This is a genomic window from Liquorilactobacillus sicerae (assembly GCF_029916425.1).
GTDB classification, from domain to species: domain Bacteria; phylum Bacillota; class Bacilli; order Lactobacillales; family Lactobacillaceae; genus Liquorilactobacillus; species Liquorilactobacillus sicerae.
Genome location: NZ_JAHAVQ010000003.1, coordinates 97805 through 115057 on the forward strand (window position 1 = coordinate 97805; position 17253 = coordinate 115057).

Below are 17253 nucleotides of genomic sequence, written 5' to 3' on the forward strand. Positions count from 1 at the left end.
ATTTGTCCAACAACTACAAATTTAAGGCATTTTAACTTTGATTATTATTAAGACTGGTCAAATTATTGATCGATTTACCAGTTTTATTCCAAAACCAGCTTTAATACAACGAATCAAACAATATTCGTTAAAAAAAGCAGTTCAAGAGTTTTTTAGCTCTTGAACTGCTTTTTTAACTATTTTTGTTGCCAATCCGTCGGGTCTTGGTGCCACGCGTACAACAATTCCAATTCTTGCTCATCAATGTAGTTTTCTTCCTTAGCGACTTCGATCAATTCATGGTAATTGGTCAAAGTGAAAAATGGAATTTGTGCCGCAGCAAAATTTTGCTTGGCAGCTAGTAATTGGTAACTGAAAATTCCAACCACCCCAACTACTTGTGCCCGTTCCTTTTGAGCAGCTGCAACGGCCTTTAAAACACTGCCTCCGGTCGAAATCAAATCGTCGATCAGAACCGTTTTTTGACCTGGTTGCAAGACTCCTTCGATCTGCCGACCTTGGCCGTGATCTTTCGGTTTGGAGCGAACATAGATTAGCGGCAGATTTAAACGATCAGCTACCCAAGCGGCATGCGGAATGCCGGCAGTTGCTGTTCCAGCAATCACCTCAGCTTCTGGAAAACTTTGTTTGATCAAAGCTGCCAGTCCGCTCGCAATTCTTTGACGAATTAGCGGATAACTAATGGTCAAACGATTATCGCAATAGATTGGGCTTTTGATTCCGCTCGCCCAAGTAAAAGGCTGATGCGGTGAAAGACTGACGGCCTTGATTTTTAATAAATCAGCTGCTACTTGTTTCATACTTGTTCCCTCCATAATTTCTCAACTAATTGATACGCTGCCACTGGATCAGCAGCCTGGGTAATTGCCCGGCCAACAACGATTGCACTGCTGCCATTGCGAGCTGCCTGATCCGGCGTCATAACTCTTTTTTGATCATCATGGTTGTTGCCGACTAGCCGGATTCCTGGGGTGACCCGCAGAAAATCAGGCTGACTTTGCGCTTGAATTGCCGCTGCTTCCCAAGCAGAACAAACCACTCCGCCCAAGCCAGCTTGCTCAGCCAAAGCTGCATAATTCAGTACGCTGGCTTGCATTGAAGCTGTTACCAACTGTTCTTGCTGCAATTGCTCTTCAGTCGTTGAGGTCAACTGGGTGATAGCCAAAATTTTAGCTGCTGAATCACCATTACTGCCATCTAGCAGACCAGAAACGGCTGCCTCCATCATTGGCGTTCCACCGCTAGCATGAATTGTTGTCAGCTTGACGCCCAATTTACCGATCACCCGCATTGCAGCTTCAACTGTATGCGGAATGTCATGACATTTCAGATCTAAAAAGACATCATGGCCAGCAGCAATCAATTCCTGAACCATTGTTTGACCTTCACTGTAAAATAATTCCATCCCAACTTTGACAAACAATCGCTGACCTGCCGGAAATTTTTTCAAGAAATTATTAACCATTGCTTTGTCAGGAAAATCCAACGCAATTATCGGTCGCTCAATTTTCATTAATTTTGCTCCTCACTTCCTGCTGCAAAGCTGACAAACTTTTGATCTGGTACTGATCCATTTTAGTTGGTAAATCCGCCAAAATGTGGGGAAAAATCAGTGGATCATGAAAAAGCGCCGTTCCAATTGCTACCGCACTGGCTCCTGCTAAGAACATTTCCAAAACATCGTCGGCATTGCTGATTCCACCCATGGCAATAATTGGTAAATCAACTTGCTGACTGACTTGATAAATCATCCGAACTGCAATAGATTTAATTGCTGGACCAGATAAACCGCCAGTTTGATTAGCTAAAACTGGCTGCCTAGTCTTTAAATCCAACCGCATCCCCAATAAGGTATTGATCATACTCAATCCATCAGCTCCACCAGCCGCAACTGCACGAGCAATAGCAACAATATCCGTCACATTTGGTGAAAGTTTGACATAAACTGGTATCGGACTAACAGCTTTAACAGTTGCCGTTAAATTTTTGGCACTGACAGGATCAGTGCCAAACTGCATACCACCGTGCCGGACATTTGGACAAGAAATATTTAATTCCAAAGCGTCAACTAGACCAGAATGACTTAAACGCTTGGCAGTCTCGACGTAATCAGCTTCAGCCGTACCAGCAACGTTAGCAACAACTGGCAAATTCGGATATTTGGCCTTCAGGGCAGGTAATTTGGCTTGTAAAATTACATCAACCCCAGGGTTTTGTAAGCCAACTGCATTCAAAACGCCACCTGGTACTTCCGCAATCCGTGGCATTGGATTGCCAATCCGTGGTTTTAACGTGGCAGCTTTGATAATGATTGCTCCGAGTTGGTTCAGATCGAACATTTCCGCATAACGGTTATCGCCAAAAGCAAAGCAACCACTGGCCGGCATGATTGGATTTTTAAGTTTTAAACCTGGCAATTCAACTGCTAGACGTTCACTGAGCTTCATAATTTCACCTCCGCAGCTGAAAAAACCGGTCCTTCCAGGCAAACATGCTGATTCAAATCACCTTGACCAATGCTGACCATGCAACCCGCACAAGCACCCATACCACAACCCATCCGACTTTCTAAGGACAAGTCAACTGGCAGCTGACAGTCAGCAAAGTGCTTTTGAACTGTCTGTAACAATCCTAAAGGTCCACAAGCATAAACATGACGGCAATTGGCTGACCAATTATCCAATAAAGTTTTGACCGTTCCCTGGATTCCAGCTGTTCCATCATCGGTAGCTAATAAAAATTTTCCACTGGCTTGAAAAACTGCTGTACCAAAGACTTGTGCTTGGGTGCGAAAGCCAGCCATCGTAGTGACCTGGCAACCTTTTTGCGCTAATGTTTTGGCTAAAAACATCAAGGGCGGCAAACCTGTACCGCCGCCAATCAAAAGGACTTGATCATTAGCAGTCAGACTTTGGTAAGTAAAACCATTGCCTAAGGCTCCGAGAATATTCAACTTGACACCAGGTTTTAGGCTAGCTAACAAATTAGTCCCTTGACCAACTGTTCGATAAACCAAGCTCAACTGTCCTTGCATAGCTTGACAATCAGCAATTGCCAATGGCCGCCGCAATTGAAAAAGTTCATTTGGCAATGCAACCATCACAAATTTTCCGGGCAGGTAGCCACTTAACTTAGCAGTCGTTTTTAACTTCAGTAAATACACATCAGCAGTCAATTGACACTGTTCTTGAATGATAAAATCATTGGCACTTGGCATAAACGGCTCCTTTCTATAATGGATCAGTTGCAAAAGTCCGATTCTCCAACGCCTTAACTAAAGCTGCGGCCGTATTCAGCGAGGTCAGCAATGGTACGTTATGCGAAATCGCCATTTGTCTGATTTGGAAACCAGCTGAAGTTGCCGCCTGATCATGACCCATCGTATTAATTACCAATTGGATCTTACCAGCTTTCAACAAGTCCAAGATATTCGGATCAGTAGTTGCAACTTCACCAATTTTAGCAACATTCATGACTCTTAATCCATGATCTTCTAAAAATTTAGCAGTCCCATCAGTAGCTAACAGTCGATAGCCAATTTGGCTAAAACGCTGAGCTAATGGCAAAATTGTTTCTTTATCGCGTTTTTCGATCGTTAACAAAACATTGCCGTTCATCGGCAATTTCATTTTTGCGCCAGCAAAAGCTTTCAACAAAGCTTTTTCAAATGTCCGATCACTGCCCATAACTTCGCCGGTTGATTTCATTTCTGGACCAAGGTAGCTGTCAACTTCAGCTAATTTGCTGAATGAAAAAACCGGAGCTTTGACATTGATCGTTTTGCTTTCCGGATAAAGACCAGATTGATAGCCAAGTTCCGGCAAAGTTTTGCCTAAAATAACTTTAGTGGCAACTTGAGCCATTTCAATTCCCGTGATTTTGCTTAAAAAAGGAACTGTTCGACTAGCCCGTGGATTGACCTCGATCACATAGGCCTGATCTTGATGAATAATGAACTGGATATTCATTATTCCGCGACAATTCAAAGCAATAGCTAATTTTTGAGTAGCAGCAACGATTTGCTCTTTAATTGCTGAATTGAACGATTGTGGTGGATAAACCGCCATTGAATCACCAGAGTGTACGCCAGCGTGTTCAATATGTTCCATAATTCCCGGCAACAAAACATCTTGACCATCGCAAATTGCATCAACTTCGCATTCTCGTCCCTCCAAATAAGCATCGACCAGAATTGGATGATCGGCCGCTGCAGTAACATTTTGCTTGAGATAAGTTTTCAATTCTGTTTCATTGTAGACAATTTCCATTGCTCGGCCGCCTAGCACATAGCTTGGTCGAACTAAAACTGGATAACCGATTTCTTGAGCTTTTTGCAAAACTCCGGCTTGAGTAGTCGCTGTTTTACCCACCGGTTGCCGTAAACCTAATTGCTTGATAACTTCATCAAACAGTTCACGGTCTTCGGCTCGATCTAGATCCTTAACTGAAGTTCCTAAAATTTTAACACCATGCTGCTCTAAACCAGCAGCCAAGTTGATCGCCGTTTGCCCACCAAATTGGACGATCACTCCCAACGGCTGTTCGAGCTCAATCACGTTTAAAACATCTTCTAATGTTAATGGTTCAAAATATAATTTATCTGAAACTGAGAAATCGGTTGAAACAGTCTCCGGATTGCTATTCATCACAATTGCTTCATAGCCAAGGCTTTGGATCGCTTTGACACTGTGAACGGTCGCATAATCAAATTCAACCCCCTGACCGATTCGAATTGGACCCGAACCGATAACTAAAATTGATTTTTTAGCTGTTGGCTGGCTTTCGTTTTCTAAATCATAGGTACTGTAGTAATACGGTGTTTTTGAGTCAAATTCTGCTGCACAAGTATCGACCATTTTATAGACTGGCTTCAACCCTTGACTAAGCCGCAATTGCCGAATCTGATCTTCTGATTGGTTCCATAAATGACCAATTGTATAATCACTGAAGCCATATCGTTTAGCCGTTACCAATAACTGACGATCATTAGGGTAAGAGCTTAACTGCTGTTCTAATTCCGTCAGGTGTTTGATAATGTCCAAAAAGTATAAATTGATCTTAGTCAACTCATGAACTTCATCTAGTGTATATCCCCGTCGAAACGCTTCTGCTAAGTAGAATAAGCGATCATCTTGCGGATGAACTAGTTTTTCTTCCAACTGATCATCACTAGCTCGTTGAGCAATCGGTGAAAACAGATCGCGTTCATCAATTTCTAGTGAGCGAACGGCTTTTTGCAAAGCTTCTTCCGCGGTTCGGCCAATCGCCATTACTTCACCAGTCGCTTTCATTTGAGTTCCTAACCGCCGATCAGCATTTTGAAACTTATCAAATGGCCACCGTGGAATCTTGGCTACAACATAATCTAAGGCAGGTTCAAATTCAGCATATGTGGTCCCAGTTACCGGATTGATAATTTCATCTAAGTTCAAACCAACTGCGATTTTTGCCGCCATTTTAGCAATTGGATAGCCCGTAGCTTTCGATGCCAAGGCTGAGGAACGGCTGACTCGCGGATTGACTTCGATCACATCATAGTGGAAACTATTTGGATCGAGGGCCAGTTGAACATTGCAGCCGCCTTCGATTTTTAATGCCCGAATGATTTTTAAAGAAACATCGCGCAACATTTGATACTCCCGGTCACTTAAAGTTTGCGGCGGTGAAAAAACGATTGAATCTCCCGTATGAATCCCGACTGGATCAAGGTTTTCCATACAACAAACAACCATCGTATTATCAGCATGATCTCGCATCACTTCATATTCGATTTCCTTATAGCCCATAATACTTTTTTCAATCAGGCATTGGGTAACCGGTGAAAGATCTAAACCATTTGCAGCAATCGTTGCCAACTGTTCAGGCGTATCACACAAACCGCCGCCAGTTCCGCCCATCGTAAAGGCCGGCCGTACAATGACTGGATAGCCAATCTCTTGAGCAAAATCTAAAGCTTCTTGAGTAGTAGTGACGGTTTTAGAGGCTGGAACCGGTTCAGCAAGTTTGTTCATTAATTCTTTGAATAATTCGCGATCTTCAGCTTGATTGATTGCCGAGAGCTTGGTACCTAATAATTCAATTCCTAGTTCATCCAAAATCCCGGTTTTAGCTAAGGACATGGCTAAGTTAAGACCAACTTGACCACCAAGGGTTGGCAAAATCGCATCTGGATACTCCTGGCGAATGATCCGTGAAACCGATTCGGTTGTTAAAGGTTCCAAATAGACGTGATCAGCAATCGCATTATCAGTCATGATCGTCGCCGGATTTGAATTGACTAAAACGACTTCATAGCCTTCTTCGCGCAGTGCCAGGCAAGCTTGCGTTCCAGAATAGTCGAATTCGGCTGCTTGGCCAATAATGATCGGACCTGACCCAATGACCATAATTTTGTGAATATCAGTTCTCTTCGGCATTGCGCTCTTCCTTTCTTGTATCGATCATTTGCATAAAATCATCAAAAATGGCCATCGCATCATGTGGACCTGGAGCAGCATCTGGATGAAACTGCACGCTGAAAGCTGGGTAAGCTTTATGGTGCAATCCTTCAACGGTGCCATCATTGATTTCAGTATGAGTAACATTTAATACTGAACTGTCAATTGACTGAGGATTAACTGCATAGCCGTGGTTTTGCGAAGTAAAAAAGATCCTGCCAGTAGCGATCTCTTTGACTGGATGATTAAAACCACGATGGCCAAATTTCATTTTAAAGGTATCGGCCCCATTGGCTAAAGCAAATAGTTGGTGACCCAGACAGATGCCAAAAAGTGGCAGCTTAGCCTGAATCTGACGGATCATACCTAAAACTTGCGGTAATGCTTTAGGGTTGCCGGGACCATTGGAAAGCAAAACGCCATCAGGATGCAACTGCAAGATCTCAGCTGCCGTCGAATCGTACGGCATCACGATTGTATTACAGCCACGTTTGGCTAATTCGCGCAAAATGCTATGTTTCAAGCCGAAATCAACAACGACAACATTGCGACACGTACCAGGATTCGGATAAGGACGAAGCGTTGAAACTTTTGGTGTTAGGTTGCTGGTTGGTTCAATCTGCTTAAGTTTGACCAGTGCTTCCTTGGCAGCTTGTTTGGTGGCAGTCAATTTGCCGCGCATGGTTCCCGCCACTCTGAGACGTTTGGTCAAAGCTCGGGTATCGATCCCGGAAATTCCTGGAATATTCATTTGTTTCAAAAAGTCGTCGAAACTGCCTTGTTGCCGCCAATTACTAGCAACACGGGCTAATTCATGACAGACAACTCCACAACATCCCGGCTGGATCGATTCACAATCGTCAAGGTTGACGCCGTAATTGCCAATTAGCGGATTAGTAAAAACTAGAATCTGGCCAGCATATGATTGATCAGTAACTGCTTCTTGATAGCCGGTCATCCCGGTCGTGAAAACTACTTCACCAACCGTCAGCTGGTCAGCACCAAAAGCCGTTCCTTGATAGATCGCGCCGTCTTCTAATACTAAATATCTCTCCACGTTTCAGTCCTCCTTTTGATAAACAAGTCGACCACTGACAAAAGTCATTTCAGTAATGCCATAAACCTGTTCACCAGTAAATGGATTATTTTTGCCTTTTGAATAATAAGCTGATTCCTTGATTTGTGCTGGATGCTGCAGATCAAAAATGGTTAAGTCCGCTGGTTTACCTGCTTGGATTGTACCAGCCGCAGAGATTGAGAATGCCTTTGCCGGCGCACTGGTCAGCAGTTCCAATAATCTTGGCAAAGTCAGCTGGCCAGTTTTAACCAATTTGGTATATAGTAGGCTAAAAGCTGTTTCACTGCCAGTAATTCCAAAAGCAGCGTGACAAAAACCGCCTGCTTTCTCACTAGCCGCATGCGGGGCATGATCAGTTGCTATTAGATCAATTGTCCCATCAGCCAAGGCGGCAATCAAAGCAGCCTGGTCTTCTTTCGTCCGCAGCGGTGGATTCATTTTGTAATTACCATCATCAGCCAAAATATCATCAGCTGTCAGTAACAAATGGTGTGGCGTTGCTTCACAAGTAACTTGAATTCCCTGTTGTTTGGCCCAGCGAATCAAAGCCACACTTTCCTTGGTTGAAATATGACAGGCATGATAGTGGACCCCGGTTCTTTGGGCGAGAATCAAATCACGAGCCAACTGTGATGATTCGCTTAAGTCCAGCATTCCTGGCAGATTAAGTTCCTGAGCTTTCGGGCCAGCATTGATCACACCATTGAATAAAAGTGATTCGTCTTCAATATGCTCGGCTAGTGGCAATTTAGCTGCAGCTGCCTGCTGCATTGCTTGATACATAACAGCTGCACTTTGAATTCCATTGCCATCATCACTGATTGCAAATGCTCCAGCAGCTTTCAGGGCTGGATAAGCATTAATTTTTTTTCCTTGCCGGCCTTTAGTGATTGCAGCATATTGAAGAATATGCACCACACCATCTTTTTGGTTCAACGCTTGCATTCGTGACATTTTTTCAGGCGTATCTGGAACTGGATCTAAATTAGGCATTGCCCCAACCGTCGTAAAGCCGCCGTGAGCCGCTGCTAAACTACCGGTCTTGATTGTTTCTTTTTGGGTAAAACCAGGCTGACGATAATGCACATGCACGTCTACTAGACCTGGAGCAACTAATTTTTCGGCAGCATTAATTACTTGATCAGCACTGATTAGCTTGGCTAAGTTTGTTCCCACAGCTGCAAAATGGTCATCTTGGAGCAAAACATCCATTTTATGCAGTTGACCAGCTTGATAGACCAAACCATTCTTAATCAAAGTCAGCATCTTACCGTCCCCCTAAATGACGCCCGTTAATTACTGCTTCCAGCATTGCCATGCGCATGAAGACACCATTTTTCATTTGCTGTGCGAAACGCGACTTAGGAGCTTCAACTAATTCTGAATCAATCTCAACGCCACGATTGATCGGACCTGGATGCATAATAATTGCTTTGTCTTTCATTTGTTGATAGCGAGATTTGGTTAAACCGTATTTTTGATGATAGCTTTGAGCATCAAATTGGCTTTCCTCAGCATGGCGTTCATGCTGAACCCGTAACAGCATCATGACATCCATTCGCCCAATCAACTGATCGATCGGCAAATATTGGCCGAATTGGCTGAATTCTTGTTGGTCATACCAATATTCTGGACCTGAAAAATAGACTTTTGCTCCCAAACGAGTTAGCAGCTGCATGTTACTGCGAGCAACGCGTGAATTTGTTAAATCGCCGACAATAGCAATTTTTAAATCGTTGAAATGACCAAACTGCTGATAAATCGTCAACATATCCAGCAAAGATTGTGAAGGATGCTGACCACTACCGTCACCGCCATTGACGATTCCAATATTCAATTGCGAACTAGCTGGCAGGTTAATCAAGTTGCGATAGTAACCGTTTTGCGAATGCCGGATTACTGCCAAGTCGATCCCGATTGAATTCAATGACAGTAAAGTATCATATAAAGTTTCACCTTTTTTCACCGAACTAGCCGCGGGATCAAAAGGAATGACTGTCAAGCCAAGCTTTCTTTCCGCCATTTCAAAGCTGCAGTGAGTTCGAGTGCTATTTTCAAAAAATAAATTAGCAGCATAAATTGGTTTTGACCAAACTGGAACATTTCCACCTTGTTGAAAATAAGTTGCTCGCTGAATAAGGGCTTTAACAGTTGCGACCGGCAGATTTTCAACCGAAACAAAATGCGGTAATTTTACCATTTCAAGAGATTTTTGCATGAATCCCAGCTCCTTTTATTTTTCACTTCTTGCTTTTTGCGGCAAAATCAAGTTCAAGACGATTCCAAAAACGGTTGCTAAAGCAATACTGGTTAATTGGAAATTTCCCAATTGCAGATATGCTCCACCAATTCCAATTACTAAAATAACTGAAGTGATTACTAAGTTGCGTTTTAATTCATAATTAACATGATTATCAACTAAGATTCGCAAACCATTAGAAGCAATCATGCCAAACAAGAGAAAACTAATACCACCAATTACGGGTGTCGGTATCGAGTGGATCAAAGCACTGATTTTACCAACAAAGCTGAAAATTATGGCAAATAAAGCTGCTCCACCCAAGACCCAGACACTGTGAACCTTAGTCATTGCCAATACCCCAATATTTTCACCATATGAGGTGGTTGGCGGACCACCAACAAAACCGGCAATGATCGATGATAATCCATCCCCGAATAAGGTCCGATGCAAACCAGGATCCTTAAAGAAATTCCGCTTAGTCAATTTGTTTAAAACCATGATATGACCCATGTGCTCAGTCATCGTGACAAAAGCAATTGGTGCCATGCCAATGATGGCCGCGGGATACCATTTAAAGTGATAATTGACAAACATTACATCAAAGGCCGGTAAAGAGAACCATTTAGCGGCAACGACCGATTGCAGATCAACAATTCCAACCATCACTGCTAGCAAGTAGCCGCAAACGATTCCCAACAAAACTGGGATCATGCTTGGAAAACCTTTGAGATACAGATTGAAAATGATGGTAATCAACAAAGTGAAAATTGCAACGGCAAAATATTTAAGATCATAATGATTGTTATTCAACATTGCATCACTGGCGGCTGTTGTAGCCAATGACAAGCCAATCACAATGATGATCGGCCCAACAACAACCGGTGGCAAAACTCGATCAACCCAGTTAGAGCCAAAGCGGGAAATGATCAATGAGACGACCACATATACTAAACCAGCTGAAATCGCCCCTTGGGCAACGGCTGGATAACCATCGGCTTTCATTAAAGCCTGCATGGTGGTAACAAACGCAAAGCTCGAACCGAGATAGGCCGGAATCTTAGCCTTGGTACATAAAATATAAGTCAAAGTACCGACACCGGAACTGAACAAAGCAATACTAGGATTGATGCCAATCAGCAAAGGAACTAAAACTGTTGCGCCAAACATCGTAAATAAATGCTGGATCGAAAGAATCAGCCAGTGAAAAAAAGTTGGTCGATCCTGAATATCCAAAAGTGCTTCATCATTGCGAAATTCTTTTGTAGACGAATTTTTCAAAATATTTCATCCTTTCTCGACAAAAAAACCTGAATCCAATTGATCCAGGCCAGCTTAAGGTTTCACCTCAGTTAGGTGAGCGGCAACCTTTTTGCTCTCTCTGGAGTCAATTAAAATGGTTGGTGCTTATTTTAAGTTTTTAATTTCAATTGAGTCCTTACCATCAATTTCTTCAACTGAAACTTGAATTTGCTCTTGGCGTGAGGTTGGAATATTTTTACCAACAAAATCCGCCTTGATCGGCAATTCACGATGTCCACGATCAACTAAAACTGCAACATTGATTTTTTTAGGACGTCCTTGATCCATCAAAGCATCTAAAGCTGCCCGAACCGTCCGACCAGTGAATAAAACATCATCAACTAAAATGACTTGCTTATCAGTAATGTCAAAATCTAACTGGGAAGACTTGACAACTGGATCATTTTTTAATGATGCATCATGACGATCATCGCGATAGAGTGAAATATCTAATTCACCGACTGGGACACTGGCTCCTTCTAATTGCTGCAAGCGTTTTGCAATCCGCTGTGCTAGATAAATGCCCCGTGTCTTGATCCCAACGATCACTAAATCTCCAATCCCTTTGTTTTTTTCAATGATTTCGTACGTCATTCGAGTCAGCGCACGCTTCATCGCCATTGAATCAACGACTTCTTTTGCCATTTTTACCTCTCCTTTTCTGTCCAAAAAAAAGACCACTCAGTTCATCGACTAAGTGGTAGACAAATGCCTTCTTCGAGCTCAATTAAGACGCTGCCTTCTTAGCCTCACAGGACTAACTTTAAAGGACCTTCATTGTCTATAAATTTACTTGATATTTTCTTGCTTGTCAAGTCTTTCCAACGTTTTTTGAAAAATTCCCGGGACTGGCACATTAAAGACCATTACCTGATGAGTCCGGGGATGTTCAAACCCCAAACGACCGGCGTGAAGAAACTGGCCATGGCCTTTGAGTGTTTTGGCTGGGCCATATAATGGGTCGCCAGCCAAGGGATGCCCTATATAACGCAAATGAACTCGGATTTGGTGGGTTCGACCAGTTTCTAAAGTACATTTGATCAAAGTAAATTGTGTTTGGTAGTAACGCTTAACCACCTGAAAATGAGTAACTGCTGGCCGTCCATTGGCTACGACTGCCTGTTTTTTGCGGTCACGCAATGATCTGCCAACTGGAGCATTAATCGTTCCATGGTCTTCTTTGATGATTCCATGAACTAAAGCAGTATACTCACGCAAATTCTTTTTAGCTTTCAGCTGGGCAGCCAATGCCTGGTGAGCCTGATCGTTTTTAGCAACCATCAATAAACCCGAAGTGTCCTTATCAATTCGGTGAACAATTCCAGGACGATAAGTACCATTGATCGTCGACAACGGGCAATGATACAACAGCGCATTGACTAAGGTTTGATCTGGATGCCCGGGTGCCGGATGAACGACCATTCCTTGAGGTTTATTGACTACTAAAAGATCTTGATCTTCATAAATAATCGACAAAGGAATCTTTTCTGGTTTAAGACTGAGCTGTTTGATCTTAGGCGGCTGCAATTCAATCAAATCACCTGTTTTAACTTGGTACTTAGGTAAAACTAATTGCTGATTGACCTTCAAATTGCCTTGGCGGATCAGCACTTGCAACTGTGAACGACTATAATTTGGAAAAAAGCCAGCAATAACTTTATCTAACCTACCTGATTGATCAGTGATTTTGAAACTTTGTCGTTCAGTCATGCCGATCATCTCTGAGCACTGCTAATAACAAAATGATCACTCCGACAGTTAAAGCCGAATCGGCAACATTAAAGACCGGAAAATTAATAAATTTCAATTCAAACATGTCAACAACATAGCCAACCCGGATCCGATCGATAAAATTCCCAATTGTGCCACCAATCATCAAACTGATTCCCAACGCATAGATCCAATTCTGCCAAGTTTTCTTAAACATATAGCCTAAAATCACTAAGGCAACCAAGGTTATTACAAAAAAGAAAAGCCGTTGGCCAGTTAAGATATTCCAAGCTGCGCCATAATTGCGAATATGTGCCAGCGCTAGAAAATGCGGAATAAAATTGATACTGCTGTTAAGTGGGACAGTGACCATAACATAATGTTTAACTAACTGGTCAAGTAAAACCACCGCAAACATCAGTAGAAAATAAATTGGCATTAAAATCGATCCTCACTTTCTGGCATCAAATAATTAAAGAATACCTTAAGTTTACATTATACCTCACCTATTTGTCAGCATAAACTTAAATTTTTAAGAAACAATTCATTACCCACTAAAAAAGCTAAAAGCAACTAACAAATCAGTGAGCTGCTTTTAGCCTTTGAAAATAATCAGTTCTTTAATATTGGCAAAAATCCTGCGACAGAACTTTAATTAATATAACCCAGAAATCGTACCATCATCAGCTAATTCCATCTGATTGGCAGCTGGAACTTTCGGCAAACCAGGCATGGTCAAAACATTGCCAGTTAACGCAACAATGAAGCCAGCTCCTAATTTAGGCACAAACTCGCGAATATGAATTGCAAATCCAGTTGGTGCACCTAACTTTTTAGGATCATCTGATAATGAATATTGTGTTTTAGCCATGCAGATTGGCAATTTGTCCCAACCTCTTTGAGCAAACTGCTTTAATTGACGCTGAGCTTTGCGGCTATAAATAACTTCTTGGCCTCCATAAATTTCTGTCACAATTTTTTCAATTTTAACTGTTAGTGGATCACCTGCTTGATAAAGCGGCACAAAATCAGCTGGTTGATCACACAATTCAACAACCTTGTCGGCCAGTTCTAAGGCACCTTGACCGCCATGAGCCCAAACATCAGCCACCGCCACTGGTGTTTGAGCCTGCTGACACAATTCTTTTAATTTGATTAATTCAGCTTCAGTATCCGCACTGAAACGGTTAATGGCGATGATCACTGGCACTTGATAGCGTTTAATGCTGGCAATATGTTTCTGTAAATTGGTAAAACCAGCTGTCAGGGCTGCTAAGTTTTCAGTTGCCAACTGATCTTTGGCTACACCGCCATGCATCTTCAAAGCTCTGATTGTAGCTACAATCACAACAGCATTTGGTGTCTGACCTAAAACTGGCGACTTAATATCAAGAAACTTCTCTGCTCCCAGATCAGCACCGAATCCAGCTTCGGTGACCGTATAATCAGCAAGTTTCAAAGCCGTTTGAGTCGCCAAAACACTGTTGCAGCCATGAGCAATATTGGCAAATGGTCCACCGTGAATAATTGCTGGCGTATGAGCTAAAGTCTGAACCAGATTTGGTTTAATTGCATCTTTGAGCAATAAGGAAATTGCGCCAGTTACGCCGAGCTGTGCAACCGTCACTGGCTGTTTGTCATAGGTATAACCGATCACAATCCGACTGATTCGTTTTTTCAAATCAGCTAAATTTTCACTCAGGCACAAAATCGCCATCAGTTCACTCGCAACTGTAATATCAAAACCATCTTCACGCGGAATTCCTTGAGACAAGCCACCGAGTCCAATCACAATATGTCGCAGTGCACGATCATTGATATCCAAGACACGTTTCCATATTACTCGCCGCGGATCAATGTTCAGCTGATTGCCTTGATAAATATGATTATCGATCAAAGCTGCCAAGGTATTATTAGCAGTTGTTAAAGCATGCATATCACCGGTAAAATGCAAGTTGATATCTTCCATTGGAATAACTTGAGCATAGCCACCACCCGTTGCACCGCCTTTCATTCCCATGACCGGGCCAAGTGATGGTTCCCGCAAAGCGATCGCAGTCCGCCGCTTTCTAAGATTCAAAGCATCACCCAAACCGACCGTAACTGTCGATTTGCCTTCACCAGCTGGGGTTGGATTGATAGCTGTCACTAAGATCAATTTGCCATTTGCTAAATTATTATTTTGTAATGGCAATTTGATCTTAGCCTTATAATCACCATATTGTTCGATCTGGTCCGCACTTAACCCTAAACGTGCAGCAACAGTGGTAATCTTCTCCATTTTTGCCTTTCGTGCGATCTCAATATCTTTCAATGCCCAAAGTCCCCCTTGAATTTGATAACCCAATTATATGATAAAGTTCGCAAAATGTCATTATTTCTTTCAGTTTTAAAGCATTGTCCTGGTTGAAAAGAACATTTTAAGAACAATACCTTTAGTCTTGGATTAAATCATACAGCTTATTTCGAGCTGATGGCAGCAAATAAATGCGATAGGTCTGTAATTTAGTTTTAAACACTAAACAACCATGCGGCTGCTTGCTAACACACAATTCAGAGCGCTGCAAAACTTTATTATTTTGTGGAATGACTGTTTTCAACACTACCTGATCTGGTCGAATTTCAACTTGGCGAAAATAAATCTGGACCCCGCTAACTAAGAGAAACAATAAAAAAACCAAAACTGTCCAAATTTGAAAAACTGTGATTTCTAACCACAGCAAAACACTGATTGATAAAATAATCAGCGTATAAGACCAGCAAGTAACTGACGTTGGTAGATCTGGCTGATAAAAAAACTTTTTATCCACTTGAAAACCTCCAATTAATTTTCTAGCTTTATGGTAATGCAAATCTTTCGGTAAAAGAAGCCAATTTATGATCTTTAATGTTTTCTTTGCTTTGTCAATTCCCAATATTGAAATAAATCGGTCCGCAAAGATCCATTGTATAATTTACGCCGTTTAGTAGCTCTTTGCCCATAATATTTTTCAAAAGTTAAATCACTCGTCAAAATGTACTTGTTCCAAGTTTTCAATGGTTTAAAAGCGACTCCCATTTGCTGATAAAGCTGGTGAACGCTCACCTGATCGCTCAAACGCTGACCATAAGGTGGATTGGCAACGATTACCCCATTTGTCAGTTCAGTTTTAAAATCCTTGACTGCCTGCTGTTTGAAATAAATCTCTTTACTTAAGCCAGCTTGACGAGCATTCAAACGCGAAATGGCAATCATTTGTCCATCAATATCATAGCCAAAAATCGCTAATTTTCGATCATAATCAGCTAAATCAGCTGCTTCGTCCCGGACTGACCTAGAAACTTCCACAGGTACCCAGTCCCAATCCTCACAGATAAATTGCCGTTTGAATCCTGGAGCAATGTTATGACCAAGCAAAGCCGCCTCAATCGGAATTGTTCCCGATCCACAGACTGGATCAATAAATGGCTTTTCTGGATACCAATGAGCCAACAAAACCAAAGCAGCTGCAAAATTTTCTTTGAGCGGTGCCGGACCCTTCTCTAAGCGATAACCACGCTTAAATAAGCTTGGCCCAGTTGTATCCAAAGTTAATAAAGCTTGGTCTTTATTGATCGCAACTTCCAACGGATATTTTGCTCCACTTTCTGGTAAATGTCCATGTCGATGGTAAACTTGACTAAGCTTATCAACAACGGCCTTTTTAACAATCGCCTGCACATCAGGAACACTATGCAATTGAGATTTTTGTGAACGACCAGCAACTGGAAATTCCGCATCCAAAGGTAAAAAATGGTCCCAAGCAAGCTGTTTAGTTCTTTCAAATAATTCATCAAAGGTCTTTGCTGGGAATTCACCAATAATAATTTTGATTCGATCGGCAGAACGCAGCCACAAATTACTCCTTAAAATGTCGCGCAAATCGCCAATGAAACGTACTCGACCATTTTCGACTTGAACTTGATAACCTAAGTGGCGCAATTCGTTGCCAGTAACGCTCTCTAAGCCTGCTGCACAAGCGGCTAATAAATTAAATTTTTCCATCAATTTTCTCCTAATATATTCTAATTAAAATAAAAAGGCTAGGATGCACATGGCTTCCTAACCTCTTCCTGTAAATGTAAGCCTCTATAAGCCACGTTCCGTCCCTTGAATGATCCAGGAGATATCAAACAAGGTGGCGATCATCTATCTCCAGGCAATTTGCCTGCCCCCATGCTTAGTTCATTTCCGGCATGAAGCGCCCCTACCATAATTTGGGTTACCTGCTCGTGGGGTTTACCGCGTTCCATCAATACTGTTTCCAATATTGCTTCGTCACTGTGGCACTTTTCAAAACTACTAGGGCGTAGTCAAAACCTTAGCCCGTTTGCTTGCCATTACCAATTGGCACCTCGCCTTATTTTTTCAGCGAGCACGATCACTACAGACATCGCAGTCTGTGCAAGCTTGGACTTTCCTCAGTTCGCTCAAAGGCGAACCGCGATCACCAGAGACTTACAAGATT

General features: G+C 42.2%; 15 protein-coding genes and 1 other RNA gene. All 16 read right to left on the reverse strand.

Annotated features, from left to right (window positions below; translation table 11 throughout):
* Positions 1–176: 176 nt before the first annotated feature.
* The 16 genes from pyrE to rnpB all read right to left on the reverse strand — a co-directional run bounded on the left by pyrE (position 177) and on the right by rnpB (position 17244).
* On the reverse strand, positions 177–800 hold the full coding sequence (pyrE, locus tag KH893_RS02625) for an orotate phosphoribosyltransferase (RefSeq protein ID WP_281164623.1): 624 nt from the start codon (positions 798–800) through the stop codon (positions 177–179).
* Positions 797–1513 carry an orotidine-5'-phosphate decarboxylase gene (gene pyrF / locus KH893_RS02630; RefSeq protein ID WP_281164624.1) on the reverse strand — a complete coding sequence of 239 codons (717 nt, stop codon included), beginning with the start codon at positions 1511–1513 and terminating at the stop codon, positions 797–799. Before pyrF ends, pyrE begins: the two co-directional genes overlap by 4 nt.
* Positions 1503–2447, reverse strand: coding sequence for a dihydroorotate dehydrogenase (locus tag KH893_RS02635; RefSeq protein ID WP_281164625.1), 945 nt, complete (start codon positions 2445–2447; stop codon positions 1503–1505). The genes pyrF and KH893_RS02635 overlap by 11 nt, the downstream gene beginning before the upstream one ends.
* Positions 2444–3217 carry a dihydroorotate dehydrogenase electron transfer subunit gene (locus KH893_RS02640; protein WP_281164626.1) on the reverse strand — a complete coding sequence of 258 codons (774 nt, stop codon included), beginning with the start codon at positions 3215–3217 and terminating at the stop codon, positions 2444–2446. Before KH893_RS02640 ends, KH893_RS02635 begins: the two co-directional genes overlap by 4 nt.
* Positions 3218–3230: 13 nt before the next feature.
* Positions 3231–6416, reverse strand: a complete 3186-nt coding sequence (gene carB / locus KH893_RS02645; RefSeq protein WP_281164627.1) for a carbamoyl-phosphate synthase large subunit — start codon at positions 6414–6416, stop codon at positions 3231–3233.
* On the reverse strand, positions 6400–7494 hold the full coding sequence (locus tag KH893_RS02650) for a carbamoyl phosphate synthase small subunit (RefSeq protein ID WP_281164628.1): 1095 nt from the start codon (positions 7492–7494) through the stop codon (positions 6400–6402). The genes carB and KH893_RS02650 overlap by 17 nt, the downstream gene beginning before the upstream one ends.
* Positions 7495–7497: 3 nt before the next feature.
* Complete coding sequence (locus tag KH893_RS02655; protein WP_281164629.1) at positions 7498–8781, reverse strand: dihydroorotase; 1284 nt, start codon at positions 8779–8781, stop codon at positions 7498–7500.
* Between the two features lies 1 nt (position 8782).
* Positions 8783–9733 carry an aspartate carbamoyltransferase catalytic subunit gene (locus KH893_RS02660; protein ID WP_281164630.1) on the reverse strand — a complete coding sequence of 317 codons (951 nt, stop codon included), beginning with the start codon at positions 9731–9733 and terminating at the stop codon, positions 8783–8785.
* Positions 9734–9748: 15 nt separating this feature from the next.
* Entirely contained in the window at positions 9749–11035 is a 1287-nt protein-coding gene (locus tag KH893_RS02665) for a solute carrier family 23 protein (RefSeq protein ID WP_281164631.1), read from the reverse strand.
* Positions 11036–11161: 126 nt separating this feature from the next.
* The gene (pyrR, locus tag KH893_RS02670; protein ID WP_281164632.1) at positions 11162–11701 is read right to left on the reverse strand and encodes a bifunctional pyr operon transcriptional regulator/uracil phosphoribosyltransferase PyrR; all 540 of its coding nucleotides are present in this window, start codon (positions 11699–11701) and stop codon (positions 11162–11164) included.
* Positions 11702–11845: 144 nt separating this feature from the next.
* Positions 11846–12775 carry an RluA family pseudouridine synthase gene (locus tag KH893_RS02675; RefSeq protein ID WP_281164633.1) on the reverse strand — a complete coding sequence of 310 codons (930 nt, stop codon included), beginning with the start codon at positions 12773–12775 and terminating at the stop codon, positions 11846–11848.
* Positions 12759–13205: a signal peptidase II gene (gene lspA, locus KH893_RS02680; protein ID WP_281164634.1), complete on the reverse strand. Its 447-nt coding sequence runs from the start codon at positions 13203–13205 to the stop codon at positions 12759–12761. The genes KH893_RS02675 and lspA overlap by 17 nt, the downstream gene beginning before the upstream one ends.
* A 216-nt stretch (positions 13206–13421) precedes the next feature.
* Positions 13422–15080 carry a formate--tetrahydrofolate ligase gene (locus KH893_RS02685; protein WP_281164635.1) on the reverse strand — a complete coding sequence of 553 codons (1659 nt, stop codon included), beginning with the start codon at positions 15078–15080 and terminating at the stop codon, positions 13422–13424.
* Positions 15081–15201: 121 nt separating this feature from the next.
* Entirely contained in the window at positions 15202–15576 is a 375-nt protein-coding gene (locus KH893_RS02690) for an EbsA family protein (protein ID WP_281164636.1), read from the reverse strand.
* A gap of 74 nt (positions 15577–15650) precedes the next feature.
* Positions 15651–16790 (reverse strand): THUMP domain-containing class I SAM-dependent RNA methyltransferase, encoded by a 1140-nt coding sequence (locus KH893_RS02695; protein ID WP_281164637.1) that lies wholly within the window; start codon positions 16788–16790, stop codon positions 15651–15653.
* Between the two features lie 82 nt (positions 16791–16872).
* An RNA gene (gene rnpB, locus KH893_RS02700) (RNase P RNA component class B) lies at positions 16873–17244 on the reverse strand.
* Positions 17245–17253 lie beyond the last annotated feature (9 nt).